The sequence below is a fragment of the Nocardia callitridis genome (assembly GCF_039543305.1).
Classification (GTDB): domain Bacteria; phylum Actinomycetota; class Actinomycetes; order Mycobacteriales; family Mycobacteriaceae; genus Nocardia; species Nocardia callitridis.
In genome coordinates this window covers 323,248-348,757 of the sequence record NZ_BAABJM010000006.1, presented here as the reverse complement: position 1 = coordinate 348,757, position 25,510 = coordinate 323,248, and the positions used below count along the sequence as shown (strand labels likewise).

The following is a 25,510-nucleotide window of genomic DNA, read 5'->3' as shown; positions in this document are numbered from 1 at the left end:
GATTCACCTCCTTTCCGCTAGTTCGGCCGCGACGCGACTCGCCACGATGCCGCCGTCGACCCAGAGCACCTGGCCGGTGACGAAGGCGGCGGCACGGCTGTTCAAGAACGCGAGCACCGACGCCTGTTCGGCCGGGTCGGACACCCTGCCGAGTGGTTGCGGGAAACCGTCGAGATAGTCCTGCCCGTACGCGCCGCGCAACTGGTCGAGGATCGGTGTCTCGGTGACGCCGGGCCCGGTGCAGTTGATCCGAATTCCGCGCGCGCCCAACGCGACCGCCTTGCTCATCGTGAACAGGATGATCGCCTCCTTGGACAGGCGATAGCCGCCGTCGGCGAGAGCCTCGGGATAGCGATGGCACCACTGGATACCTTCGGCAAGGTCGGCGGTGCGCAGCAATCCTTCGACGCTGTGTTTGTTGTCCAGATATCCGGCCGCGGCCAGCGAGGACACGCTGACCACCGCCGATCCCGCACCCATCGTGGCAAGTAGCCCCTCGGTGAGCCGACGGGTGCCGAGGAAGTTGATGGTCACCACCCGCAGCGGGTCACCGATCCCCGAAGACACGCCCGCCACGTTGAACAGCGCGTCCACGGGCCCGCCGACCGCGGCGATCGCGCGGTCGATCGACGCGGGGTCGGCCAGATCGAGCTCGTGGAATTCGGCGAGTTCGGCACGCGGCCTTACCCGGTCGAGCCCGATCACCTCGGCGCCGAGCTCACGCAGCTGACCGGCCAGGTGGGCGCCGATCCCCGATGCGCAGCCGGTGACCACCACCCGCCGCCCGTCATAACGCGACCACTGCTCGATGCTTCCCATGGGGTGACCGCTACTCGCCTTGTTCCTTGGCCAGCCGCGCGGCCTGCACCCTGCCCTCGTTGATCTCCGCCATCGCCTCGGGGATCTCGCTGGCGGTGAACTTGCCGCCGCGCCCGGTGGGCAGTCCACCGAAGGAATAGGTCTCGTCGAATACCGGGGCCGTCGAAGCGGGCCTGCGGGCCTCGACCTTCTCGATGACCGGTTCCAGCCGTTTGCGCTTGGCCTCGACGGCTTTCTCGTCGCGCTCGATGAATTCCGGCAGCACGTGCTTGCCGAGCAGTTCGATGGATTCCATCGACGCCTCGTGGCTGCGCGGGTTCAGCAGCAGGATGATCTCGTCCACACCGCTTTCCTCGTAACTGCGCAGGAATTCCCGTGCGGTGTCGGGTGATCCGATCGCGCCACGACCCGGCCCGTAGGCCAGGGTCGGGTCCTTGTCGACCTCTTCGAGGTAGCGTTCCCACACCCCGGTGCGGCCGGGAACATGCTCGCCGGTCATGTAGTAGTGCATGATGCCGAAGGAGAAGAATCCGCCGCCGACACCGAGCCGCTGGATCGCCTGCTCGTCGGTGGGCGCGACCATCATCGACAGGTCACCGCCGATCGCGAGCAGGTTCGGGTTGACCTGCGGCGTGACCGGGACGCCCTTCTCCTCGAATTCCTTGTAATAGCCATTCACGCGCTCGGCCAACGGACCGGGGCCGGTGTAGGCGAAACTCAGTGCGCCGAGGCACTTCTGGGCCGCCATCTGCACCGAGGAGGGCCGGGTACAGGCCACCCAGACCGGCGGATGCGGCGCCTGCGCGGGCTTGGGGATCACATTGCGTGGCGGCAGCTGGATGTGCTCACCCTGGAATCCGGTGAACGGCTCCTCGGTCATACAGCGCACCGCGACCTCCAACGCCTCCTCCCACTGGCCGCGCTTGTCGGCGGGGTCGATATTGAACCCGCCGAGCTCGCCCACCGACGAGGACTCCCCCGTCCCGAACTCCACCCGACCGTTGGAGATCAGGTCCAGGGTCGACACCCGCTCGGCCACCCGCGCCGGGTGGTTGATGCCGGGCGGCAGGTGCATCACGCCGAAGCCGAGGCGAATGTTCTCGGTGCGCTGACTCGCGGCGGCCAGGAACATCTCCGGCGCGGTGGAGTGGCAGTACTCCTCCAGGAAGTGGTGTTCGGTCAGCCAGACCGTCGAGAAGCCCGCCTTGTCGGCGGCCTCGACCTCGTCGAGGCCGTCCTGGAACAGCACGCGTTCGTCGTCGGGTACCCACGGCCGTGGCAGGGCGAATTCGTAGAACAGGGATATCTTCATTGCTACCTCCGATGTCAGTTGGGCGACTCTTGTTGTGCGCCCCCGGTTTCGACGGCCGTGTCGGTGCCTCGGTGTTCGGCGATGTGCCTGGCCGCGACGTAGCCGAAGGTCATGGCGGGGCCGATGGTGGCGCCCGCGCCCGCGTAACTTCGCCCCATCACCGCCGCCGAGGCATTGCCGACCGCGTACAGGCCCGCCACCACGCTGTCGTCGGCGCGAAGCACGCGGGCGTGCTCGTCGGTGCGTAGCCCGCCCGAGGTGCCGAGGTCGCCGAGCACGATGCGGAACGCGTAGAACGGCGGCTTGCCGAGCGGGAACAGATTGGGATTGGGCAGGGTGTGGTCGCCGTAGTAGTTGTCGTAGGCGCTGTCACCACGCTGGAAGTCCGCGTCGTACCCTGCGGTGGCGATCTCGTTGAACCGAGCCGCGGTGGCGCGCAACGGTTCCGGTGGCACCCCGATCTTGACGGCCATCTCCTCCATCGAGCCCGCCGCCTTCACCACACCGGATTCCAGCCAGGCGCGCGGAATCTTGTCCCCGGTGGGCACGGGAGCGAAGGGCACCTTGGGAATCGGCAGGTGCCCGCCGATGACGTAGCGCTTCCACGACCGGTGGTCGGTGATCAACCAGCACGGAATGTGTGTGACGCCGGTCTGCTGTCCCGCGAGCATGTGGTGGCCGAAGTCCATGTACGGTTCGGCCTCGTTGCAGAAGCGGACACCGTCGCCGTTGACGATGAACTGCGCGGGCATCATGCGCTCGTTGAGCATGAATTGCATGCGTCCGTCGGGCCATTGGATGGCGGGGAACCACCACGCCTCGTCCAGCATCCCGGTAGCGGCGCCGACTTGTTCACCGGCCCGGATGCCGTCGCCGGTGGCCAGCGGGTTGCCGAAGCTCCAGTCCTGATCGACCAGCGGCTGCTGTTCCTTGCGCCACGCCATATCGTGGTCGAAGCCGCCGGAGGCGACGATGACCCCCCGCCTGGCCCGAACACGTTGCCGCCGACCGTCTTTCTCGATCACCGCGCCGGTGACCGCACCCGAGGCGTCGGTGAGCAGCGAGGTCATCGGCGTGTTCAACCACAGTGCGATGTCGTGGTCGCGCATCGCCAGCCGCAGCCGGGCGGCCAACGACTGGCCGATCGCCGCGATCCGGTCGCCGAATACCCTGGCGCGCACCATGCGCCAGAGCAATTTCACCAGGACCGCCTTGCCCTCCCAGGACTGCCTGATCCGGTAGAACGAGCGGAGCTCCTTGGGGCCGAGCCAGATTCCCTTCGGCGCGAGCGCGAGGGGCTGCAGCAACTGCTGTTCCAGCTCACCGAGCTCACGCAGGTCGATCGGCGGGACGTTGATCGTGCTGCCCTGCTCGGATCCGCCGTCGAGTTCGGGGTAGTAATCGGCGTACCCCGGCTTCCACACGAATTTCAGCCAGGAACTGGACTTTTCGAGGAATGCCATCATGCGTGGCGCGTCTTCGACGTAGCGGCGCAGCCGCGCCTCGTTCACCGAGCCCTCGGTGATCGTGCGGAGGTAGCCGATCACCGACTCCGGATCCAGATGATACCCCGCGGCGACCTGTGAGGGCGCGCCGGGAACCCAGATGCCCCCGCCGGACAGCGCCGTGGAACCGCCGAAGCGCGCGCCCTTTTCGATGACCAGGGTCTCGAGACCGGCGTCCTCGGCGGCCAGCGCCGCGGTCATACCGCCACCGCCGGAACCGACAACAAGCACGTCGACGGTGTGGTCGAACTCCTCGGAAGATGGTGTCGTCACGGGATACTCCTGCCTGCCGAAGACTGCTCGGCCGATGCTGTGCTGTCCGAGGGCGGTCGTGCGGAGCGCGAAGATTCCGCGCCGCCCACGCCGGTTGTCCTGTCCGCCACGGCGGTGCGCACGGCGAAGCCAGCGATCAGTTCAGGTGCGGCGCGGTAGTACCGCGACCCGGTGCGGTAGCCGCCTTGCCCGGCCATCGCGGCGAAAGCCGCCACCCACGTGCGGATTTCGTGACCCGAATGGCCCGCGTCACGGGTGATCGCGGCATTGGTCCACCCGTCGAGTTCGGTGAGCGCGCCGCGATCGAGCACGTCGAGGAAGCGGTGGTCGAATTCCGGATTCAGCGGACGTAACGGGGCGGTGCCCTCGGCGAACTCCCGCGCCGCCGTGATCACCTGGCGCTGCCGTGCCAACCGCTGCTCGGCACTCATCGGTGTGCCGAACACGATGCGCTCGCGCACGGGACCGACGGCGCCCGCCAAGGTGGGTACCGGAGGATCATGCGAGAGCCCGCCCGATCCGATCACCAGTACACGCTTGTTCAGACCAGCGAGATATGCGCCGACGGCGGCACCGAGCGCCCGCGCACGGGCGAGCGGACCCAGCGGCACGGCAACGGAATTGAGGAAGATCGGAAGCACCGGACGCGCGGTCGCGGAACCGAGCAGCCGCGCCAACGGCTGCACCGTGCCGTGATCGACCGCCATCCCGGCCGAGAGCGCCACGTCGACGCCCGCGTCGAGTACCGCCGCGGCACAATCGGTGGCCAGGCCCTCGGGCACATCGAGCGCGCCTTCGTGGGTGCCGTAGTCCCCGACACCGCTGGCCGAGGTGCCCACGCAGAACGGCGGCATGAGCTGATAGAAGAACCCGTTGTAGTGATCCGGGGCGAAGATCACCACCAGTTCGGGGTCGAAGTCGCGCACGAAATCCCGTGCCACCGCCAATGCCGCGTCCACCTCGGCGACCAGATCCGGTGGCGGTCCAGGCAGTTCAAGCAGGGGACTGTGCGATACGCAAGCCAGTGCCAGCGACATGTTCACCTCCCGGACGCAAGGTGAGCGCGTCGAGCAATGCCGCGCTCAGCTCGGGGGCGCGCTGCGCGATGCAGGCACCGGCGATACAGCGATCGGGACGCAGAAACAGCACCGAATCGAGCTGTCGGTCGAAGAACCGCTTGAGGTCACCGCCACGGTCGCCGACGACGATCACGTCGGGGTGGTCGTGTCCGTCCCAGTGCAGCTGAGTCTGCGGACGGGCCTCGATAAACGTGGCCCCCAGCGCTTTCCATTGCGCGAACGCCGCGTCGCCGAGCACGCCGCGCGGGTCGTTGTTCCAGCACAGCACGGCGAACCACGGTCCGAGTACGTCGTCGAGCAGCACGCCCGACTGTTCGCGAATGTCGACGCGTGGCTGAATGAACAGCGTGCCCACCGCTGAACCCGGACCGCGAAAACGGCTGGGCGCCACCGCGCCTCGCTCGTAGCGTGGCATCGGTTTGAACCGCATCCCGAGCACGTACCGCTTCAACGCGGGCACCGCGGCCGCGCCACGCACCAGGACATCGCGCATCCCGGCGACCGCACGGTTGGTCGGCGAGATCACCCGCCCGACCATGGTGGACAGGTCGATCATCGCCCGCGCGTGCACGCGACGTTCGGTGTCGTAGCTGTCGAGCAGGGCATCGGCGGCGTGGTCGGCGACCACGGCGGCCAGCTTCCAGCCGAGATTGGCCGCATCCCTGATGCCGCTGTTGTACCCCTGACCCTGCCACACCGGCATCAGGTGTGCGGCATCGCCCGCGAGCAGCAACCGTCCGCGCCGGAACGAGGCGGCGATGCGCGAGTGGTGGGTGTAGACGCGATGCCGGATGACCTCGACCCGGTCCGGGTAGGGCACGAAGGGCGCGAGCATTTCGGCGACGAACCCGGGGGCTTCGGCCCGCTCGTCGGACTCGTCGGCATGAATCATGAACTCGAAGCGTCGAATTCCGTGCGCGATCGACACCGAAACGTTCGGCCGCGCCGGGTCAGCCCCCACCTCGATATTGGGATGACCGAGCGGGTCGGTGGCGAGATCGACCACCAGCCAGCGGGTGGGCGAGGTGGTGCCGTCGAACGCCACGCCCATCCGCCGCCGGGTCGCGCTCCGGCCGCCGTCGCAGCCCACCACGTAACGCGCTGTCACGGTGTAGCTTTCGGCCTCGGATTCGTCGTCGGGATTGTCGTCGCCGACCCCGACGACAACCCCGTCGGGCTGTTCCTCGCAGGAGACCATCGGGCTGCCCCACGCCACCTCGACGTGCGGGAACCGGTCCAGACCGGCCAGGAGTTCGGCGTCGACGAGCGGCTGCACGAATCCGTTGCGCTTGGGCCAGCCGAACGAGGTGTCGGCCGGCGCGATCTCGGCGAGCAGCCGACGCTTGGCGTCGACGAATCGCATGATCTGGTGCGGCGTCGTGTGTGGGAGAACCTGCTCGATCAGGCCGATCGACTGAAAGGTGCGCAGGGACTCGTCGTCGAGGCCGACGCCGCGCGGGTAGTCGATCAACGTCGGCCGCTGTTCGAGCACCAGGGTGCGCACTCCGCGCAACCCGAGGATATTGGCCAGCGTCAGGCCGACCGGTCCCGCGCCGACCACCACGACATCGACCGCGCGCGCCGTGCGCTCGGATTTTCCTGCGGCCTCGCTCGACATCTCAACCGCCCAACAGGAATTCGAGATGCAGGGCGTCGAAGGACTTCGGATCCTCGTATTGCGGCCAGTGGCCACACCCCGGCATCAGCTCGAACCTCGCCGAGGGGATCATCGAGGCGATGCGCCTACCCTCGGCGACGTCGGCGGTCGGGTCATCGCTGGTCCACACCACCATCGTCGGCGCGGTAATGGCACCGTATTCGTCGGGGCCCAGCAGATTTCGCTGACGGATCACCGGATCCTGCAACGCCATGATGTCGCTCATCGCGTCGACGAACCCCGGCTGCCGGTAGATTCGCTGCCTGCTGGCGACGATGTCGTCGTAGTCCTTGGTCTTGTCGGCCATCAGCCACTTGATCCTGGCCCGCACCGTGTCCCACGAAGGATCGCGCGCCGCGGCCATGGACAGCTCGATGATTCGACGCATGACCTCGGGGTCGGCCTGCGAGCCGCCCGCGGTGTTGAGCACCAGGCGGCGGATACGCTCGGGATGATCGACGGCCGCGCGCGCGGCGACCCAGCCGCCGAGCGATTCTCCACTCAGACAAACGCTTTCGGCACCGATAGCGTCGAAGAAGGCCAGCAGGTGGCGCACGTAGTGCTCGATCTCGAGCGGATGACCTGGCTTGTCGGAGTAACCGTGGCCGAGCATGTCGATCGACCAGGTGGAGAAATGCGCGGCGTGGGCGGCGAGATTGCGCACGTAGGCCTCGGCGTGACCGCCCGAGCCGTGCAGGAACACCAGCACCGGTTTGTCCGGCGTGCCCGCGTGCAGGTAGCGCGTGCGCACTCCCCCGGCGTCCAGGTACCCCTGGGTGAACGCGACCGCTTGCAGGTCGCTCCAGATGCTCTCGTATTCCGACACTCTTACCTCCGGCCAGAAGAGTTGTGTAACCGACTGTGCGCCAGTCTTTTAGACCTCGGCGTGGTCATTCGACCGGCCCGCTGACCGACTTGCCGGTGGCGGCGGCATGACCGGCTCGATAGCCGAAAACCATGCCGGGACCGATCGTTCCGCCCGCGCCGCCGTAGGCGCGGCCGGTCACCCCTGCCATCGCGTTACCGACCGCGAACAGTCCCGGCAACACCGTCCCGTCGACATGCAGCACCCGACCGTCGGCGTCGGTACGCGGACCACCCTTGGTCCCCATCGCACCCACCGTCACCGGCACCGCGTAATAGGGGCCGGTATCGAGCGGGCCGAGGGTGCGACCCGGCACTGTCTCGGCGTTGTCGTCACCCCAATAGCCGTCGTAGGCACTCCCACCGCGCCCGTAGTCGGGATCGTGCCCACCGGCGACGACCGTGTTCCACCGCGCGACGGTCGCGGCGAGACCTTCGGGGTCGATGCCGGTCGTCGCGGCCAGCGCGGCGAGATCCGCCGACGGCGAGAACCATTCCGGCGCCTCGCCACCCGGAGCGACACCGAGAAAACCGTATTTTCGGAAGTGCTCGTGGTCGAAGACGATCCACGCGGGATCGTTGACGTAGCCGCTCTTGGGATCGAGGTAGTGGAACGCACCGGCCATCGAGTTGTATTCGCCCGCCTCGTTGGTGAAGCGCCGCCCCGCGCGATTGACCATGATGCTGCGCGGCCTGGTGCGCTCGAGTCGCACACTGCGGCTGCGCGGCTTGCCCTCGATGGTGTCGCCGGGGATGCGCACGATCGGCACCCACCACGCTTCGCTCATCGTGCCGAGGTCGGCGCCGTGTGCCATGGCCATGCGCAGCCCGTCGCCGGTGTCGTTGGGCGGGGAGACCGCACCGTTCATCGGCCCGCGCAGATAGGTCTTCACCAGCTCGCTGTCCCATTCGAATCCGCCGGTCGCCAGCACCACGCCGCTGCGCGCTCGCACGCGGAAAGTCCTACCTTCGGCGAGGATTCGCACGCCTACGAGCTGACGCCCCTCGGCAATCAGGTCGACCGCACGCGCGCCGGTGCGCGGTTCGATCTCCGCGTCGAGCACCCCGCGCAGCAATCCGGCGATCAGGGCGGCACCGGCGACGACCAGGTCGGCGGAGTCGTCATCGATCGCCGCGTGCAGCCGCGCCCTGGTTTCGGCGTCGAAGCCGACATTGCTCCAGTCCGGGGGGAAGGCGGTGAGGCGCTCGCGCCATGATCCGAGGCGGGAGACGTCGTAGGCTGTCGGGCTCAGCGATCGGCCGCCGCCGGGACGTCCGCCGGGTAGTTCGGGCTTGTAATCCGGGAAACCGTCGGCGATTTCGAAGCGCACCTCGCTGTGGGTCTCGACGAACTCGATCGCCTGTTCACCCGTGCGCACGAAGATCTCGACCAGTGCTTCGTCCATGGACCCGAACGACTGCGCCCTGAGGTAGCTCATAGCCTCGGCGACGGTGAGTTCGCCGTCGGGACTGCGATGGTGTGCCGGGATCCAGGCAATACCACCCGACACCGCACTGGTGCCGCCGACGGTATCGGCCTTCTCGTAGATCGCCACCGACGCGCCGGCTGCCGAGGCCGCGAGTGCGGCGGTCAAGCCCGAGGCGCCGGTGCCGAGCACGACGACATCGACCTCGTGGTCCCAGGTTTGCGACTGCTGCGTTGGCTGGTTCACCGGGCTGATCCTTTCGGCAGGGCTTCGCGGGGCATCCCCGTGCGACGCTCGCCGTTCGAGCGCCCTTCGCGTCTCATGCCGTGGCCGCCGCACCGACCCGTCTCTGCACCGATCGGGGAATTCGCGCCGTTCGCCTCTCGGCGATTGCTGGCATATTCGCAGCGTGTAGCATGAAATTAGATTCGCGATTTATGAGAATACTATTCTCATGACGACCGAGTCGCAATACCTTGGCGAATCAGGTGTTTGCGCACCTTCCCGCTCGCGGTCCTCGGATAGTCGTCCACACCGACCACTTCCTCCGGCCACTTCTGCCGCGCGAGACCCGCCTGCTCGAAGTGCGCGCGCACCTGAGCCAGCTCCGGAAGCACGTGACCTTCCCGCACTCGCACAACCGCACACGCGTGCTCACCGAAGCGGGCGTCGGGCGCGGCGACCACTACCGCCTCGGCGATCTGGGGCATGGCGAGCAATACCTCTTCCACCTCGACGGCGCTGATGTTCTCGCCGCCACGGATGATCACGTCGGACTTGCGGTCGGTGACCGTCAGATAGCCGTCGGGGTGCAGCACGCCGATATCGCCGGTGCGATACCAGCCCTCGGCGTCGAAGGCCCGCTCGGTCAACGCGTCATCGAGGTAGCCGAGACAGAGATCGGGTCCGCGACTCAGGATCTCGCCGTCGGCACCGAGCCGAACCTCCACCCCTGGCATGGGCCGGCCATCCGACAACAGCCGCTCGTGTTCGGGCGCCTCGTGATGGGAGGCGGTGATCGAGGGGTGCTCGGTACTGCCATAGGCACGGAAGACGGTGATACCGAGATCGGTCAGCCTGCGCGTCACCGCGGTGGGCACCGCCGAGCCACCGAGTCCGAAATAGCGCACGCCGTCGAGGTGCTCGGCGGTGAAGTCGGGGTGGTCGAGCAGGCTGGTGACGAAATACGGTGGGCCACCGCCGATCGCGACGCGATCGCTCTTCATCAATGCCAGCGCCTTGCCGGGATTCCAGGTGTCGGCGAGGTGGATGGGCTTGCCGAGCAGGACCGGAATGAAGAACGCGCCGACCATGCCGATGAAATGCCCGACGGGGGTGGCGGTGAGCTGCGTGGCCATGTCGTGTGCGTTCTGCTCGGCGAGCTGACGCGCTTCGCAGCCGAGCGTTTGGTGGCTGTGCACAACACCTTTGGGCGAGCTGGTCGTGCCGGAGGTGAACGCGATCAGCGTGGGCCCTTCGGGATCGGCGGGCAGGGTGCCGCGCATCGGCTCGGCGGCGAGCAGCCGGTCGAAGTCGCGGTCGACCACCCCCACGATCGGCACCCGCGCGCACAGGTCCGGCCGATACCGCATCCGCCCGAAGCGCTCGACGGTGATGAAGACCTTCGGACGCGCGGTATCGAGGATGTAGCCGAGTTCCTTGGGACCGTAGAAGTGCACGATCGGCACCACCACCGCACCGAGCAGCGCCGATGCCCAGAAGGTCGCGGCGGCCTCCCGCCAATTCGGCAACTGGAACGCGATCACATCGCCGGAACCGACACCTCGGTTCCGCAGCCCCTCGGCCAGCCTGCGCGCCATCCGTTCGACGTCGCAATAGGTGCCTGACCACGGCCGAATATCGGAATGCACTCGGAATTCCAGCTTTTCGGAACCCGAGAGCGCACCGGCAAGCAGCTCACCCAGGGTGTCGCGGCGCCACCAGCCCGCCGCTTCGTAGCGCGCACGCAGTGCGGTCGGGATCGTTCGCATGCCGATCACCACTTCCTCGATCGTTGAGACAAAGCGCGAAATACTCCACCGAACGGCGGAAATATGATTCTCTGTAAACGCGAATCATACATTCATATGGCACTTCGAAGGCCGGTCGAACACCATGCCGACTGCATCGAGACGAGTCCGACTACGCCGAGATACCAAATCAACGTTCCGCCGGTGAGTGGCAACATCTTGCAGGCAAGACAGGCAGAGAGTACCGTTCTCATGAATCGCAAAGGCTGTTCTTCACGATGGCTCGTCCCGCACGGCGGGTGCCACGCCGATCCGCGCGGGACGGTGATTCGAGCCCGGGGAAGAACGCAGGAAAGGGACTGTCGTGGGACGTGTTGAGGGCAAAGTCGCATTCGTCACGGGAGCCGCACGCGGCCAAGGCCGCAGCCACGCTGTGCGCCTGGCCGAGGAAGGCGCCGACATCATCGCGGTCGATCTGTGCAAGGACATTCCGACCATCGGCTACGCCCTTGCGCGACCGGAGGATCTGGAGGAGACTGCGAAACTGGTCGAGAAGACCGGCCGCCGCATCGTCACCGCACAGGCGGATGTTCGGATCGCCGAGCAATTACGCACCGCACTGGAACAGGGCCTCGCCGAGTTCGGCAAGCTCGACATCGTGATCGCCCAGGCCGGCGTCGCCGGGATGAAGGGCGAGCCGCAGGTCGACGCGTGGTGCGATGTGATCAACACCAACCTGGTCGGCACCATCAACGCCATCCAGGTCGCGCTGCCGCACCTGAACGAGGGCGGTGTCATCATCGCGACCGGCTCGACCGCCGCACTGATGGACATCAGCAAGACCGACAATCCAGGCAAAGACCTCGGCGGCGCCGCCTACATGCACTCCAAACGCGCACTCGCGCACTACGTCAACGACCTCGGCACCCACCTCGCGCCGCGCGGCATCCGCGCCAACGTCGTACACCCCACCAATTGCGACACCGACATGTTGCAGAGCGAGCCGATGTACCGCTCCTTCCGCCCCGACCTCGAGCACCCCACCCGCGCCGACGCCGAGCCCGGTTTCGCCGTGCAACAGGCGATGAAGATCCCGTTCATCGAGCCGATCGACATCAGCAACGCGATCGTGTTCCTCGTCTCCGACGAAGCCAGGTACATCACCGGCATGCAGCTGCGCGTCGACGGCGGCGGCTACCTCAAGTGGTACGACTACCACATCTGACCCCTCCTCGACGTCATGAACAGCGCAAATACGCCAGCACAAGCACAGATCAACGCGGAGGCAAGACAGTGAAGGTTCAGGTCGATTCCGAACGCTGCCAAGGACACACACTGTGCGCGATGATCGCGCCGAAGTCCTTCGAGCTCAGCGATATCGACGGTCACTCCGCACCGGTGTCCGAAGAAGTCGCGTCCGATCAGGAAGGGCAGGTGCGCGAGGCGATGCACTCCTGCCCGGAACGCGCCATCTCCATCTCCTGAGAACTGACGCACCCGAGCGGGTGCACGCACACGAGGGGCAACACCTTGAGTACTGACGACCTGGTCGACGACGAACAGCGCAAGCGAAATCGGTACCACTTCGATCGGCACACCCCCGCCTATCGCGAGGAGTTCCAGGCGATCACCGAGGAGATGCACGAGAAGTGCCCGGTGGCGTGGAGCGACACCTATGACGGACACTGGGTCGCCGCGAGCAGCGGCGCGGTCTTCGAATTGGCCCGCTGCCCTTACGTTTCCAACGATCACGACATCTCCGGTGACCGCAACGGCTACAAGGGCATCTCCATCCCCACCGCCAAACGCGCGTCGATGGTGCGCGGCGGCATGCTGGAAATGGACGATCCCGAACACCGCACCTACCGTGCGGTGCTCAACCCCTATCTGTCCCCCGCGGCGGTCAAGCGGTGGGAGCCGTTCATCGACGAGGTGACCCGCGCCGCGATCGACGAGAAGATCGAGACCGGGCACATCGACTTCGTCGACGATCTCGCCAATATCGTTCCCGCCGTGCTCACCCTGGCGATGCTCGGCATCCCGATCGAGCAGTGGGAAACCTACAGCGAGCCGACCCACGCCGCGGTCTACACGCCGGAGAGTTCCCCGGACTCGGTACGCGTCGCCGAAATGCACAGGGCGATGGGCATCGACCTGATCAACAATCTCAACGAGGTGAAGCAGAACCCGCGCCCCGGCATCATCAAGGCGCTGGTCGACCTACGCATCGACGGCGAGCCCGCCCCCGACCTCGAACTGCTCGGCATGCTCGGACTCGTCATCGGCGGCGGCTTCGACACCAGCACCGCGCTCACCGCGCACGCGCTGGAATGGCTTTCCGAAAACCCCGACAGCCGCGCCGAACTCAGTCGCGAACGGGACACCCTGCTCAATCCCGCCACCGAGGAATTCCTGCGGTTCTACACGCCCGCACCCGGCGACGGCCGCACGATCACCCAGGATTTCGGGATCGACGGCGCGGATTTCCACGAGGGCGAACGCCTCTGGCTGTCCTGGGCGATGGCCAACCGGGATCCGGCGATCTTCCCCGACCCGAACGATATCGTGCTGGACCGCAAGGGAAACCGCCACTTCAGCTTCGGTCTCGGGGTGCACCGCTGCATCGGATCGAATGTCGCGCGCACAGTGTTCAAGTCCATGCTCACCGCCGTGCTCGACCGGATGCCCGACTACCGCTGCGACCCCGCCACGGCCGTGCACTACGAGACGATCGGCGTCATCCAGGGCATGCGGAATCTACCCGCCGAATTCACTCCCGGCCCGCGCCTCGGTGCAGGACTGAAAGAGACCCTGAGCAAGCTGCAACGCATCTGCGACGAGCAGCACCTCGCGGAATCGGTCACCGTCCGCAACGAGGCCGCTCGGATCGAGGACTGACGACCCGTGCGGACACCGTGCCACTCGCTGCCACCGGTGCGGCCACTCGAAGGACCGAAGCGGGTACTGAACTCGTTGCCGCGCTGCTGCTCTCAGTCCGTACCCCAGCGCGGCGATGTCGCTGATCCACGCGCGGAAGGCGCCCGATGAAACAACACCCCGACGGCACCAGCACGCCGCTGATCGACGCCAGCGTGCACATCTTCTTCACCTCCAACCGGGACATGCGCGCGCACCTGCGCGAGCCGTTCGCCAGCCGAGGTATTCCCGACCCGGAGATGGACTGGTACGGCGCACCCGGCGGCGAATACGCCGAGGGCACAAAGGGACCCGATCGTGGCTATCCCGGCTCGGACCCGGAATTCGTCGGCGCGCAGCTGTTCGAGGACCGCGGCGTCGACGTCGCCGTGCTGCACCCGATGACCAGGGGTGTGCTGCCCGATCGACATCTCACCAGCGCCGTCCTCGCCGCGCACAACGAGATGATGGTGACACGCTGGCTGGACTCCGGCCACTACCGCGACCACTACCGAGGCACCATTCGGGTGAACCCGGAAGACATCCCCGGCGCGCTGCGCGAGATCGAGAAATATCGCGACCATCCCGGCGTCGTCCAGGTCGGTATCCCGCTGCAATCGCGGGAAGTCTACGGCAAGCCGCAATTCTGGCCGCTGTGGGAAGCCGCCGCCGCGGCGGGACTTCCGGTGGCCGCGCATATCGAGACCGGCGAGAGTGTCGCCTTCCCGCCGACACCGTCCGGGCACACCAGGACCTATGAGCAGTACCTGGGCTTCATGGCGATGAACTACCTCTATCACCTGATGAACATGATCGCCGAGGGCGTGTTCGAGCGGATGCCACAGCTGAAGTTCGTCTGGGCCGACGGCGGCGCCGACCTGCTGACACCCTTCATCTGGCGGATGGACACCTTCGGACGACCGCACCTCGAGCAAACCCCGTGGGCGCCGCGGATGCCGAGCGACTACCTGCCAGGCCACGTGTACTTCGTCGCGAGCAGCCTCGACGGCCCCGGCGACGCCGAATTCGCAGGCGAATGGCTCGATTTCACCGGCAAGCAGGACATGGTGATGTTCGGTTCCAGCTATCCGCATTGGCAGATGGGCACGGTCGACGCGTTGACCGGCGCACTCAGCGCCGAACAACGCGACAAACTCTGCTGGCGCAATGCCGCACAGCTCTACGGCATCGACATTCCCGTCGGTTCGGCCACCACCTAGTCGCAAGCAAGGGAGACGACATGACGCTGGCCCATGAGCAACAGCGCGCTCCGGCCCCGCAGCGGGTCGCGGTGCGCGTCGTCGATTCGGACGTGCATCCCGTGCCGAGGCCGAGGGAACTCGTGGAGTACATCCCCGAGCCGCACCGCAGCGCGTATTTCCGCAGCCACAAGGTCGGCGACACGATCATCTACGACGCGCCCGACTACGCGCATTCCTTCGCGATGCGCACCGACACCTTCCCCACCGACGGCGGATTCCCCGGCAGCGACCCGGAATTGGCGTTACAACAGTTGATCATCGACGCCGGGTCCGACATCGCGATCCTGGAACCGACGGTCAAGGCCACCCGCCTGCCCGAGGCCACCGCGGCGATGGCTACCGGCGTGAACACCTGGCTGGCCAACCACTGGCTCGACCCGCAGAACAATCGACACGAACGCTGGCGCGGTTCGATCTGCGTCGCCATCGACGACCCCGACAGCGCCGTGCGCGAAATCGAGGCATGGGCCGAGCACCCGTTCATGGCACAGGTTCTGATCAAGGCCGAGCCGCGACCCTCCTGGGGCGACCCGCGCTACGACCCGGTCTGGGCCGCCGCCGTGCGACACAACCTGCCGGTGAGCTGCCATCTCGGCCGCGGCGCGTACGAGACCATGCCGATGCCGCCGGTCGGATTCCCCAGCTACAACCACGATTTCATGGTCACCTACTCGCTGCTCGCGGCAAATCAAGTGATGAGCATGATCTTCGACGGCGTCTTCGAGCGTTTTCCCACCATGCGAGTGGTGTTCGTCGAGCATGCCTTCACCTGGATTCTTCCCTTGATGTGGCGGATGGACGCGATCTACGCCGCGCGCAAGTCCTTCACCGGGCTGCGCCGCAAGCCGTCGGACTACGTCAAGGAACACATTCGCTTCACCACCCAGCCCTTGGATTATCCCGAGGACAAGATCGAGCTGACCAGGGCGTTCGAATGGATGGAGGCCGAGAGGATCCTGCTGTTCTCCTCGGACTACCCGCACTGGACCTTCGACGATCCGCGCTGGCTGCTCAAGCATCTGCCGGAGAACGCACGGGAGCGAGTGATGTTCCGCAACGGCTTGGAGACCTATCACCTGCCGGAAACGGTGCCCGCGCTCGACGGACAAGCGCGGGTGTTCTGAATTGACCGAACCGAACGCACAACCCGCAGCGGCGACCGGCGGATCCGCGAAACCGGCGCCGGGCGCCGCGCCGCAGCAGCCGCCCGCGCGAGCGGCGAGCACCGATCCCGCCGCGCCCCGGCTCGCGCAGGGGCGCGAGCATATCGTCGCCACGGTAGACGAAATACCGCCTGGCACTTCGAAAGTGGTGCCGATCGGGCGGCACGGTGTCGGCGTCTTCAATGTCGGCGGCACCTTCTACGCCATCGCGAACTACTGCCCGCACGAGGGCGGCCCGCTGTGCGCGGGACGCCCGCGCGGACGCACCATCGTCGACGACAGCGTGCCCGGTGACGCGATAATGGTGCGCGACCTGGAGTTCATCTTCTGCCCATGGCACCAATGGGGTTTCGAGCTCGCGACCGGCACCACCGCGGTGAAGCCCGAGTGGAGTATCCGCACCTATCCCGTCCGGGTCGTCGGTGACGACGTCCTCGTGACGGCTTGAGCGGGAGCGCGATCGTGTCTTCCGTGGAAGTCAATGGCGGCCGGGTCGTCTACGAAATACTCGGTACCACAGGCGATCTCATCGTGCTCACGCCGGGCGGCCGGTTCGGCAAGGACGTATCCGGTCTGCGCCCGCTCGCAGAGGCGCTGGTGGCGGGCGGGTACCGCGTGTTGTTGTGGGACCGACCCAACTGTGGCGCCTCCGATGTGCAGTTCTTCGGGCCCACCGAATCACACATGCGCGCCGAGACCCTGCGTGAGTTGTTGCGCGCGTTGGCTATCGGTCCGTGCGTCCTGGCCGGCGGGTCCGGTGGCGCACGGGATTCGATGCTGACCGCGATGCTGTATCCCGAGCTGGTCACCGGTCTGGTGCTGTGGAATATCGTCGGCGGTATCTACGGCACGTTCAATCTCGGTGCCTTTTACGTGCTCCCCAGCCTGCAAACGGTGCGTGGTCGTGGTATCGCGGGGTTACCCCGCATGCGGGAATGGCGCGAACGCATCGCGGAGAATCCGGCGAACGAGCAACGGCTGCTCGCCTTGGACAAAGACGAATTCGTCAAGTTGTCGCTGCGCTGGCTCAACGCCTACGTGTCCAAACCGGGACAAACCATTCCCGGTGTTGATGACGAGATGTTCGATCGTATTCGGGTACCCAGTCTCATTATTCGCGGTGGCGCCAACGATCTCGATCATCCGAAACGCACCTCGCTGGAGGTGCACTGCCTGATCGAGGGCTCGACACTGATCGAACCGCCGTGGCCGGAGGATTACTGGGAGCGCGCCTTCGAGGAATATTCCTCGGGCAAGCTCGACCATTTCCCGATGTTCGACACCTGGGTGCGGGCCGCACCGGCCATCCTCGAATTTCTGGATCGCCGATGAGGCCGCCGATCCCGCCTCGGCCATCAGACCGCGAGGATGTGTACCTCGCAGTTCAGGGCGGCCTCGAGGGCGGTGTGTATCCGGCTCTCGGGCACGCGCTCCAGGTCCGCCCTCGGCAACCGCACCCGCACGATGTCCCAGCCTTCGGCACCGTGTTCGCGTTCCACGGCGCCGACCAGGCCGAACCCGGCGAGCACGCCGTCGGCGTCTTCGTCGGTACCTCGGCTCACGTAGGTGACCACTCCGACGACCGGGGTCGTGGCGAAGGCTTTCGCGCACAGACGCAATGCCGTGGCGGTCAACTCCTCGGCGTCGGCGGCGAGCAACACCTGCACCTCGCGTCGCGGGCCGGGCAGTGCCGCCAGATTGTGCGCGACAACCTCCGCGCCGGTCACCTCGGCAAGCGAAATCAGCCGGGCGACACCGTCGTCCAATTGGGTCCCGGTCAATTCGCCGTTCGGGTCGACACCGACCCGCACCACCGCCGTTCGCATATCGGCCAGCATAACCGCGACACGCCTGTCGCGGCGCCACCCGAATTCCAGTGAGCAGGAATGAGTATGCACACCACCTCCGAGCCGATCAGGGAACTGGTTGTCGCCGCGGCGCACTGCCGACCACGCCTGCTGCGCACGTCGTTCGAGGGCGGCGCCGATGTCGAAGGACTCGCCGAATATCGGAACGGCGGCGGATATCGGCGGCTGGAATCCGCCGACGCGCTGTTGGCCGAAATCGAACGCAGCGGATTACTCGGCCGCGGTGGTGCTGCGTTCCCGCTCGGCACCAAATTGCGTTCGGTACGGGACGCGGGCCGGCGCGGTCGCACTCCGGTCGTCGTGGCCAATGGGGAAGAGGGCGAACCGGCGTCGGCCAAGGACAAGTGGTTGATGCGCCACCGCCCGCACCTCGTGCTCGACGGCGCACGCCTTGCCGCGCACCTCATCGCCGCCGAGACCGTCCACCTCTACGTCTCCGACGCCGAATCGGCACGCCGAATCACCGAGGCCATGGCCGAACTCGACGAATCCACCCTCGCCGGGCTCACCGTCGGCGTGCGCACCGTCGAACCCGGCTATGTCGCGGGCGAGGAGACAGCGGCGGTGCGCGCGCTCAACGGCGGCCCCGCCCTCCCGAGCGACAAACCGCCGCGCCCGTTCCAGCACGGTGTCGACGGTCGACCCACCGCCGTCAGCAATGTGGAAACCTTGGCCAACCTGCCCTTTCTGCACAGCCACGGCGGCGAGGAATTCCGCACCGAGGGCACCGAACGGTCATCGGGGACCATCCTGGCCACGCTCACCGGCGCGGGTCTTCCCCCTGCGCTGTACGAACTGCCCCTGGGTATTCCGTTCACCGAAGTCCTTGCCCTACACGGTGTTGCGGCGACCTCGGTGCGTGGCGTATTGATGGGCGGCTACTTCGCCGGACTACTGAATCGGGACATCCTCGACGCGACGCTCGACCACGAGACGCTGCGGGGACTCGGCAGCGGACTCGGCTGCGGTGCGATCTCACTGCTCACCACGGAATGCCCCGTCGCCGTCGCCGCTTCGGTGCTGACCTACTTCGACAGGGAAAATGCCGGGCAGTGCGGTTCCTGCTTCAACGGCACCGCCGCCATGGCCGCCGCCGCGCGAGGCCTGCGTGACGGCCTTGCCACCGCCGAAGACCTCACTCGACTCGAACGCTGGTCGGTGGTGCTGCGCGGACGCGGCGCCTGCGCGACCCTCGACGGCGCCGCCAATATCGCGGCCTCGCTGCTGTCTCGATTCCCCGACGAGGTCGCCCGCCACCTCGAAACCCCTTGCCAGAATTGCCGATCCGGCGCCTTCGACGCCGCACGGCCCTACGAAGTGGAGGCGGTGACGCACCCATGAGAGTTCGACTCGATCGCACCCTGTGCGACGGCTTCGGCACCTGCGCCAAACACGCGGCGCAGTACTTCTCCCTCGACGACTGGGGGTACGCCAGCCTCGTCGGCGACGGCACCGTGCCGCCCGAGGATCGTCCCGCCGTCCTGCGTGCCCTCCTCGACTGCCCGGCCCACGCGATCGTGGAACTGACCGACGACCTGCCGCCGCACTGACTTTGGAGCCTCCGATGAAAATTTCCGTGGATTTCGACCTCTGCGAGAGCAACGGCCTGTGCGTGGCCGCCAGCCCCCAGGTCTTCGAACTCGATGACCGCGATTTCCTCAACGTCCTGCGCGAAGAGGTCACGCCGGATATCGCGGCCGGCGTCGACGACGCCGTACGGCAGTGCCCGCGCCAAGCCATCTCCCTCGTGAAATGAGCGCCATGACCGACATGTGGGACGACCTGCTCGCCTGCCTCGACCTGCGCCCGATCGACACGGGCACAGCGGAAGACCGCGTCTACGAAGGCGACAATCAGCACCTGGAATACCACCGCCTGTTCGGTGGGCAGATCCTTGGCCAATTCATCCAGGCAGCCCGACTGAGCTGCCCGGGGAAGATCATCAAATCGATCCACACGATCTTCGCCAGGGAAGGTCACGACGACCAGCCGGTCCGCTATCAGGTGACGCGGCACCACGAGGGCAGATCCTTCGCGGCACTGACCGTCGTCGCTACGCAAGGCACGAAACTCATTGCCACCGCGTCGGTCTCGATGCACGTGCCGGAGGGCGGACCCGAACATCAGAACACCGAGGAGGTCCCGCCCGTCCTCGGCACGCGATACCGCAAGCCGATCAGCCTGATCCCCTGGGAGATTCGCACCGCCGACGACCTCGACGCCACCGACATCGGCCCTGCGGACTACCGGATGTGGATGCGAACGCCCGCCGTCGCCGCCGAACTCGGCACCGCACTCGCGGCCTACGCCACCGACCTCACACTGATCGGCACCGCGCTGCGGCCGATCGAGGGAATCAGCCAGGGCGGCAACGGGACCCAGTTCCTGTCCGCCGTCACCTCACACACCCTCTGGTTCCATCGACCGCTGCGCACCGATGACTGGTTGCTGCTGCGGCAACACAGCCCGATCCTGGCCAACGGCCGCTGCTACGGGCGCGGCGACATGCTCACCGAAGACGGTGCACTGGTCGCCTCCTATGCCCAAGAAGCCCTCGTCCGCATCGACAGGTAATACCCGACCACAGAGGAGGGCACCGGATGGCCTACGTCATCACCCAGAACTGCTGCAAGGACGCCAGCTGCGTCTCGGCATGCCCTGTCGACTGCATCCGACCGGCCACCAGCGACGAACCCGACAGCACCCAGATGTTCATCGACCCGGAGACCTGCATCGACTGCGGCGCCTGCGTGGACGAATGCCCGGTCGACGCGATCTACTCCGAACTGGATCTGCCCGCCGAGCTGGCACCGTTCAAGGACATCAACGCCGCCTACTTCGAGCGACACCCACTGGAATCGGCCTTCCCGGAACCGCTCGGACCCGCCGCCTCCGTCGAACCGGGTGCGCTGCGTGTCGCGATCGTCGGCGCGGGACCGTCGGCCTGCTACGCCGCCGCCGAACTCCTCGCCGTGCGCGGTGTCGAGGTGGACCTCTTCGAACGACTACCCACCCCGTTCGGACTCATTCGCGCGGGCGTGGCGCCCGACCACCTACGCACCAAATCCGTTGTCCGCCTGTTCGATCAGGCCTTCGCCGACCGCAGGTTCGGCTGCCACCTCAACGTCGAGGTAGGTACGGACCTCACTCACGCCGACCTGCTCGCCCACCATCACGCCGTCATCTACGCCGTCGGCGCCTCGGCCAGCCGCGACCTCGGCATCCCCGGCGAGCAGTTGGCCGGTCATCATCCCGCCGCTGACTTCGTCGCCTGGTACAACGGCCACCCCGACTACGCGCGCCACGCCTTCGACCTGTCCACGCGCAGGGCCGTCATCGTCGGCAACGGCAATGTCGCGCTCGACGTGGCACGGGTGCTGTTGCTCGGCCCTGACCGGCTCACCCGCACCGACATCGCCGAACACGCACTGGAAGCGTTGGCGCACAGCGATATCGAGGAAGTCGTCATCCTCGGCCGACGCGGCCCCCGCGACAGCGCGTTCTCCATGGGCGAGTTCCTCGCACTCGGCAGCCTCGACGGCATCGACGTACTCGTCGACGACGCCGACCTGTCTCCCGACCCCGACGATAGCGTGGAGACCGCTCTCAAACTCCAACTCGCCGCCGAATACCGCACGCGCACCACGACACCCGGCAACAAACGGATCATCTTCCGCTTCCACGTCTCCCCCGCCGAAATCGTCGGCGCGGACCATGTCGAAGGGGTGCGCGTCGTCCACAACGACGTCGGCACCAACGGCCACCCCGGATCGAGCGACACCACCGAACTCATCGAAACCACCCTGGTGCTGCGCTCGATCGGCTACCGGGGCAACGCCGTAGCCAGCCTCCCCCACCACGCCGACACCGGAACCATCCCCAACGAACACGGCCGGGTGATCGCCGACGACGGCACGCCGCTGCCCGGCGTCTACGTCACCGGCTGGATCAAACGCGGCCCCCGCGGCGTCATCGGCACCAACCGCTCCTGCGCCGAAGAAACCGTCGCCGCTCTCCTCGCCGACTTCGACACCGGCGCACTGAAACGCACAGTGTCCGACCGCGATTCCCTACTGACCGCCCTCGCCGACCGCGACATCGCTCCCGTCGACTGGCCGGGGTGGCGCGCGATCGACGCCGCCGAACGCGCACGGGGCACCGAAGCGCAACGCCCGCGAGTCAAGTTCGTCACCATCGAGGAGATGCTGGCCGTGGCGCGGGGGTAGACACGGACAGACGCGCAGCACGGACGTGAGGCGTTACGCCCAGTGTCGGTCGTGAACGACTTGTCCGAGCATCGTCGGGTGCGCATCACCCAGCAGGCCACGTCCCAGGATTGTGACTCACCACGCGCCCCCTCACCCGCTTGATAGTTCACACGTCGCCCGACCGACCTACGAGACACCGAAAGACCCCGCGAACCAACAGGAAACGGGAAGCCGCGTCGATGTCGCCGTTTCCGCAGGACGTGATCCATAACGGAGTCAGGACGGGTTCAGTATGAACGTGAATCCGGCACGAGACCGTGTCGGCTCACTCCACGTCCGGCACCTGGCGTTCACCGGAAGCCCGCCATACCGACACCGCGAGACTCCGCACATCCAACGCGGGGCTCAGCGGAATCTCCCCGGAACCCGCACGCTCCTGAAACGCGCGCACCACCGAATCGGGGTCGGCGTCCAGGTCGTAGACCGCGAGATACCGATGCTCCGGGGCTTCTTGGCCAGGGAGGGAATTCGGCACAAGTTCGAATCGCTGGCCGCCGACGACACCGGGAACCGAGAGCACGTCCGCCAGATGGACGGTGTCGTACCACTCGTTGAATGTCGCGTCTTGACCCTCGGTAGCGTTGGAGAAAACGAGCATCTTTGCGTCGGGCATGGCAGGGATCCTTCAAGTGAGCGGGCGCTAGGTCTGGTTTCGTATGTTCAGAGGTGTGCGGCTAAACGATCAGAAGGACACGGGTGCGGTGATTTCCGCGTTGTCGGCCGATGCTGTCCTGGTGATCTCAGGTCTACGCCGGTTCTAGACTGCGGGCTGATACCGTCGGTTTGCCCAGGGAGCGTTTTACCGGGTCAGCGGGCGTGAGGGGGTCTGCACACGGTGGGCCTGGTGATCTCGAGGCGGGTCAGTCGCTGGCGGGCAGGGGTTTTGCTTCTTTCAAGGTCAGCGGGGTGGTGCCTATGGTGAGGGTGCCTTTGCCCGCTTTCGTTACCAGGATCTCCGCTCCGTCGGGGTCGACGTAGCGTTTCCCGAGAACATTGCCGTCGGTGAGGTCGGGGGCGAGGCTAGCTGCGGCGGGGCGGTCGGCGTCCAAGGGAAGCATCAGGGCGCCGCCGGCGCGGAGGTCGTCGAGGGTTTCGGTGGCTCGTACGACGATGACTTCGGTGTCGCATACCTGGCTGCGTAGGCGGGTGCCGTTCTTGACCATGACGGTCCTTTCTCGCTGTGGGTGCGGGGCGCTACTGGTCCGCGGGTTCGAGGGTGAGTTCGGCGACGAGTTCTCGGCGCAACACTTTCCCGGTGGGAGTGGTGGGGAGGTGGTCGCGGAAGACCACACGGTCGGGGGTGCGCGAGCCGCGCAGGTTGTTGCGGATGTGGGTGCGCAGTGCTTCCGGGTCGGGAGTCGTTCCCGCCGTGGGGACTACGACGGCGACGATGATCTGGCCCCACTCGGCGTCCTCGACCCCGACGACAGCGACCTCGTGCACGTCCGGATGTTCCACGAACACGTCCTCGAGCTCGGCGGGGGCGATGTTCTCACCGCCGCGGATGATCGTGTCGTCGCTGCGGCCGTGCACGAAGAGGTATCCCTCGGCGTCCAGGACCGCCAAATCCTTGGTGGGGAACCATCCTTCGGCATCGAGGACGGAACCGATCCCGGTGTATTTGCCCGATACCTGCGGCCCGCGCACATAGAGTTCGCCGGGCTGTCCCGCGGGCAACACCGCACCCTGCTCACTGCGAATCTGCACTTCGATGCCCGGCACCGCCTGACCGACTGAGCCGAGGCGTTTACGTACGTCCTCGTCGGTGGACGCCCGCGCGGCGCGGTGATCGTCGGGGGTGAGTACCGCGATGGTGGAACTGGTTTCGGTGAGCCCGTAGGCGTTGACGAATCCGACTTCGGGCAGCAGGTCGAGTGCCTTGCGCACCAACGGCAATGCCACCTTGGAACCGCCGTAGGCCAGGTTGCGCAGGGTGGGCAGTGGGGTGGGGGTGGCGCTGAGCGCGCCGACGATTCGGTCCAGCATGGTCGGCACCACCGTGGCCGTGGTGACGGCTTCGGTGTTGACCAGGCGAATCCATTCCTCGGGCGTGAAACTGCGCAGGTACACCATTTTTCGGCCCGCGTACAGGTTCGACAGCGCCGCACCGACTCCCGCGATGTGATAGGGGGGCACACAGATCAGCGCCACGTCCTCGGGTTGCGCGCCAGCGAACTCGACCGTGCCGGTGATGTAGCTGACCAGGTTATTGTGCGTCAGCTCAACGGCTTTCGGACGCGAGGTGGTACCCGAGGTGAACAGGACGACGGCAATATCTTCCGGGTCGGGTGACAACGAGAGGGGTTCACTCGCCCGTGCCGCCGTGACGAACTCACCGGAGCCGAGCGCGCGCCGCACGGAAGCTCCTGCGGCGTTGCGGTATTCGTCGTCGGAGATAAGCAACGGGTCCGGCAGACGATCGATGAGTTCGCGCAGCCGGTCACCACTGAGCCGGTAGTTCAACGGGGTGAGGGGGACTCCCGCGCGCGCGGCAGCGAAGAGCAGCAGCGGCAGCATGGCGCCACCGGTGCCGACATAGGCGACACTTCGCGCACCCGAGGCCGCGATCACGCCCGCTCCCCCGTCGGCGAGCGCACTCAATTCTCCAGTGGTGAAACGCAATTCGTCGGAAACCACGGCCGTTCGGTCCTGGTCGCTCGATGCCGCCATCTCCAGCAACAGCGAAATGCTCATTGCGCAACCTCTCCCTGAACGCCGTCGGCGCTGACACGCAGCAGTGTCCGACCACACTGAAATGATGATTCTCGTCAAAGGAGAATAACATATTCACTCAGCGTCGAGTCGGGTCACGAGGCCCCGTAGCGACGAACCCGCGTCGCACCATCGACAAAGGGGACTCGGCCGCCTACCGCAGCAGCGCCATCGACATCACACATGCCCACCCGGAGACAATCTCGCACGTTAACGGCATTTCCGCCGTGAAATCCAGACGAATCGGTCTGTTATTACCCGAACCGATGACCTGGGTCACATATTGAGGTAACGTCATTCTCGTCGATGACGAGCGGATCAGGAGCCAGCCCATGCCGATCAGCGCGCACTCGCCCAGCCCCGTGGTGCGAGCCGAACACCCTCGACGCCCGACGATCCCACCCGCCCCGTCTGT

Annotated in this window: 24 protein-coding genes; 12 read left to right on the top strand and 12 right to left on the bottom strand. The window is 66.5% G+C overall.

The window, feature by feature from the left end; genetic code table 11:
• Positions 1-3 precede the first annotated feature (3 nt).
• From ABEA50_RS26000 to ABEA50_RS25965, 8 genes are all read right to left on the bottom strand, one after another.
• Entirely contained in the window at positions 4-819 is an 816-nt protein-coding gene (locus ABEA50_RS26000; protein ID WP_345498691.1) for a coniferyl-alcohol dehydrogenase, read from the bottom strand.
• A gap of 10 nt (positions 820-829) precedes the next feature.
• Complete coding sequence (locus ABEA50_RS25995; protein WP_345498690.1) at positions 830-2,131, bottom strand: LLM class flavin-dependent oxidoreductase; 1,302 nt, start codon at positions 2,129-2,131, stop codon at positions 830-832.
• A 14-nt stretch (positions 2,132-2,145) separates the two neighbouring features.
• Positions 2,146-3,909 carry an FAD-binding protein gene (locus ABEA50_RS25990; protein ID WP_345498689.1) on the bottom strand — a complete coding sequence of 588 codons (1,764 nt, stop codon included), beginning with the start codon at positions 3,907-3,909 and terminating at the stop codon, positions 2,146-2,148.
• Positions 3,906-4,946 (bottom strand): 3-carboxyethylcatechol 2,3-dioxygenase, encoded by a 1,041-nt coding sequence (locus tag ABEA50_RS25985; RefSeq protein WP_459077168.1) that lies wholly within the window; start codon positions 4,944-4,946, stop codon positions 3,906-3,908. The genes ABEA50_RS25990 and ABEA50_RS25985 overlap by 4 nt, the downstream gene beginning before the upstream one ends.
• Positions 4,903-6,606, bottom strand: coding sequence for a bifunctional 3-(3-hydroxy-phenyl)propionate/3-hydroxycinnamic acid hydroxylase (locus tag ABEA50_RS25980; protein WP_345498688.1), 1,704 nt, complete (start codon positions 6,604-6,606; stop codon positions 4,903-4,905). The genes ABEA50_RS25985 and ABEA50_RS25980 overlap by 44 nt, the downstream gene beginning before the upstream one ends.
• Before the next feature lies 1 nt (position 6,607).
• Positions 6,608-7,471, bottom strand: coding sequence for an alpha/beta fold hydrolase (locus ABEA50_RS25975; protein ID WP_345498687.1), 864 nt, complete (start codon positions 7,469-7,471; stop codon positions 6,608-6,610).
• A gap of 64 nt (positions 7,472-7,535) precedes the next feature.
• Entirely contained in the window at positions 7,536-9,182 is a 1,647-nt protein-coding gene (locus ABEA50_RS25970) for an FAD-dependent oxidoreductase (RefSeq protein WP_345498685.1), read from the bottom strand.
• Positions 9,183-9,388: 206 nt separating this feature from the next.
• A complete protein-coding gene (locus tag ABEA50_RS25965; protein ID WP_345498682.1) occupies positions 9,389-10,927 on the bottom strand; it encodes an AMP-binding protein in 1,539 nt (512 codons plus the stop codon).
• A 343-nt stretch (positions 10,928-11,270) separates the two neighbouring features.
• Between ABEA50_RS25965 and ABEA50_RS25960 the strand changes: the two genes are divergently transcribed.
• The 7 genes from ABEA50_RS25960 to ABEA50_RS25930 all read left to right on the top strand — a co-directional run bounded on the left by ABEA50_RS25960 (position 11,271) and on the right by ABEA50_RS25930 (position 17,579).
• Positions 11,271-12,131 carry a mycofactocin-coupled SDR family oxidoreductase gene (locus ABEA50_RS25960; RefSeq protein ID WP_345498680.1) on the top strand — a complete coding sequence of 287 codons (861 nt, stop codon included), beginning with the start codon at positions 11,271-11,273 and terminating at the stop codon, positions 12,129-12,131.
• Positions 12,132-12,199: 68 nt separating this feature from the next.
• Complete coding sequence (locus ABEA50_RS25955) at positions 12,200-12,391, top strand: ferredoxin (protein ID WP_345498678.1); 192 nt, start codon at positions 12,200-12,202, stop codon at positions 12,389-12,391.
• A gap of 45 nt (positions 12,392-12,436) precedes the next feature.
• A complete protein-coding gene (locus ABEA50_RS25950) occupies positions 12,437-13,804 on the top strand; it encodes a cytochrome P450 (protein ID WP_345498676.1) in 1,368 nt (455 codons plus the stop codon).
• Between the two features lie 146 nt (positions 13,805-13,950).
• Positions 13,951-15,042 carry an amidohydrolase family protein gene (locus ABEA50_RS25945; protein ID WP_345498674.1) on the top strand — a complete coding sequence of 364 codons (1,092 nt, stop codon included), beginning with the start codon at positions 13,951-13,953 and terminating at the stop codon, positions 15,040-15,042.
• A gap of 20 nt (positions 15,043-15,062) precedes the next feature.
• Positions 15,063-16,208: an amidohydrolase family protein gene (locus tag ABEA50_RS25940; protein ID WP_345498672.1), complete on the top strand. Its 1,146-nt coding sequence runs from the start codon at positions 15,063-15,065 to the stop codon at positions 16,206-16,208.
• A 142-nt stretch (positions 16,209-16,350) separates the two neighbouring features.
• Positions 16,351-16,695, top strand: coding sequence for a Rieske (2Fe-2S) protein (locus ABEA50_RS25935; protein ID WP_345498796.1), 345 nt, complete (start codon positions 16,351-16,353; stop codon positions 16,693-16,695).
• A gap of 14 nt (positions 16,696-16,709) precedes the next feature.
• Positions 16,710-17,579 (top strand): alpha/beta fold hydrolase, encoded by an 870-nt coding sequence (locus tag ABEA50_RS25930; protein WP_345498670.1) that lies wholly within the window; start codon positions 16,710-16,712, stop codon positions 17,577-17,579.
• Between the two features lie 23 nt (positions 17,580-17,602).
• Here ABEA50_RS25930 and ABEA50_RS25925 read toward each other — a convergent pair whose 3' ends face one another.
• Positions 17,603-18,073: a hypothetical protein gene (locus ABEA50_RS25925; protein ID WP_345498668.1), complete on the bottom strand. Its 471-nt coding sequence runs from the start codon at positions 18,071-18,073 to the stop codon at positions 17,603-17,605.
• A 66-nt stretch (positions 18,074-18,139) separates the two neighbouring features.
• Between ABEA50_RS25925 and ABEA50_RS25920 the strand changes: the two genes are divergently transcribed.
• From ABEA50_RS25920 to ABEA50_RS25900, 5 genes are read left to right on the top strand one after another with little or no spacing between them, the layout of a single operon-like run.
• Positions 18,140-19,456 carry an NADH-ubiquinone oxidoreductase-F iron-sulfur binding region domain-containing protein gene (locus ABEA50_RS25920; protein ID WP_345498795.1) on the top strand — a complete coding sequence of 439 codons (1,317 nt, stop codon included), beginning with the start codon at positions 18,140-18,142 and terminating at the stop codon, positions 19,454-19,456.
• Complete coding sequence (locus tag ABEA50_RS25915) at positions 19,453-19,665, top strand: ferredoxin (RefSeq protein WP_345498666.1); 213 nt, start codon at positions 19,453-19,455, stop codon at positions 19,663-19,665. Before ABEA50_RS25920 ends, ABEA50_RS25915 begins: the two co-directional genes overlap by 4 nt.
• 14 nt (positions 19,666-19,679) lie before the next feature.
• The gene (locus ABEA50_RS25910; RefSeq protein ID WP_345498664.1) at positions 19,680-19,871 is read left to right on the top strand and encodes a ferredoxin; all 192 of its coding nucleotides are present in this window, start codon (positions 19,680-19,682) and stop codon (positions 19,869-19,871) included.
• 5 nt (positions 19,872-19,876) lie between these two features.
• Positions 19,877-20,689 (top strand): acyl-CoA thioesterase, encoded by an 813-nt coding sequence (locus tag ABEA50_RS25905; RefSeq protein ID WP_345498661.1) that lies wholly within the window; start codon positions 19,877-19,879, stop codon positions 20,687-20,689.
• 26 nt (positions 20,690-20,715) lie between these two features.
• On the top strand, positions 20,716-22,341 hold the full coding sequence (locus ABEA50_RS25900) for an FAD-dependent oxidoreductase (RefSeq protein WP_345498659.1): 1,626 nt from the start codon (positions 20,716-20,718) through the stop codon (positions 22,339-22,341).
• A gap of 307 nt (positions 22,342-22,648) precedes the next feature.
• On the opposite strand, the gene ABEA50_RS25895 is transcribed toward ABEA50_RS25900, so the two are convergent.
• The 3 genes from ABEA50_RS25895 to ABEA50_RS25885 form a co-directional block, all read right to left on the bottom strand.
• Positions 22,649-22,996 (bottom strand): hypothetical protein, encoded by a 348-nt coding sequence (locus ABEA50_RS25895; protein WP_345498657.1) that lies wholly within the window; start codon positions 22,994-22,996, stop codon positions 22,649-22,651.
• Positions 22,997-23,243: 247 nt separating this feature from the next.
• Positions 23,244-23,546 (bottom strand): hypothetical protein, encoded by a 303-nt coding sequence (locus ABEA50_RS25890; protein WP_345498655.1) that lies wholly within the window; start codon positions 23,544-23,546, stop codon positions 23,244-23,246.
• 31 nt (positions 23,547-23,577) lie between these two features.
• Positions 23,578-25,077: a class I adenylate-forming enzyme family protein gene (locus tag ABEA50_RS25885; protein ID WP_345498653.1), complete on the bottom strand. Its 1,500-nt coding sequence runs from the start codon at positions 25,075-25,077 to the stop codon at positions 23,578-23,580.
• Positions 25,078-25,510 lie beyond the last annotated feature (433 nt).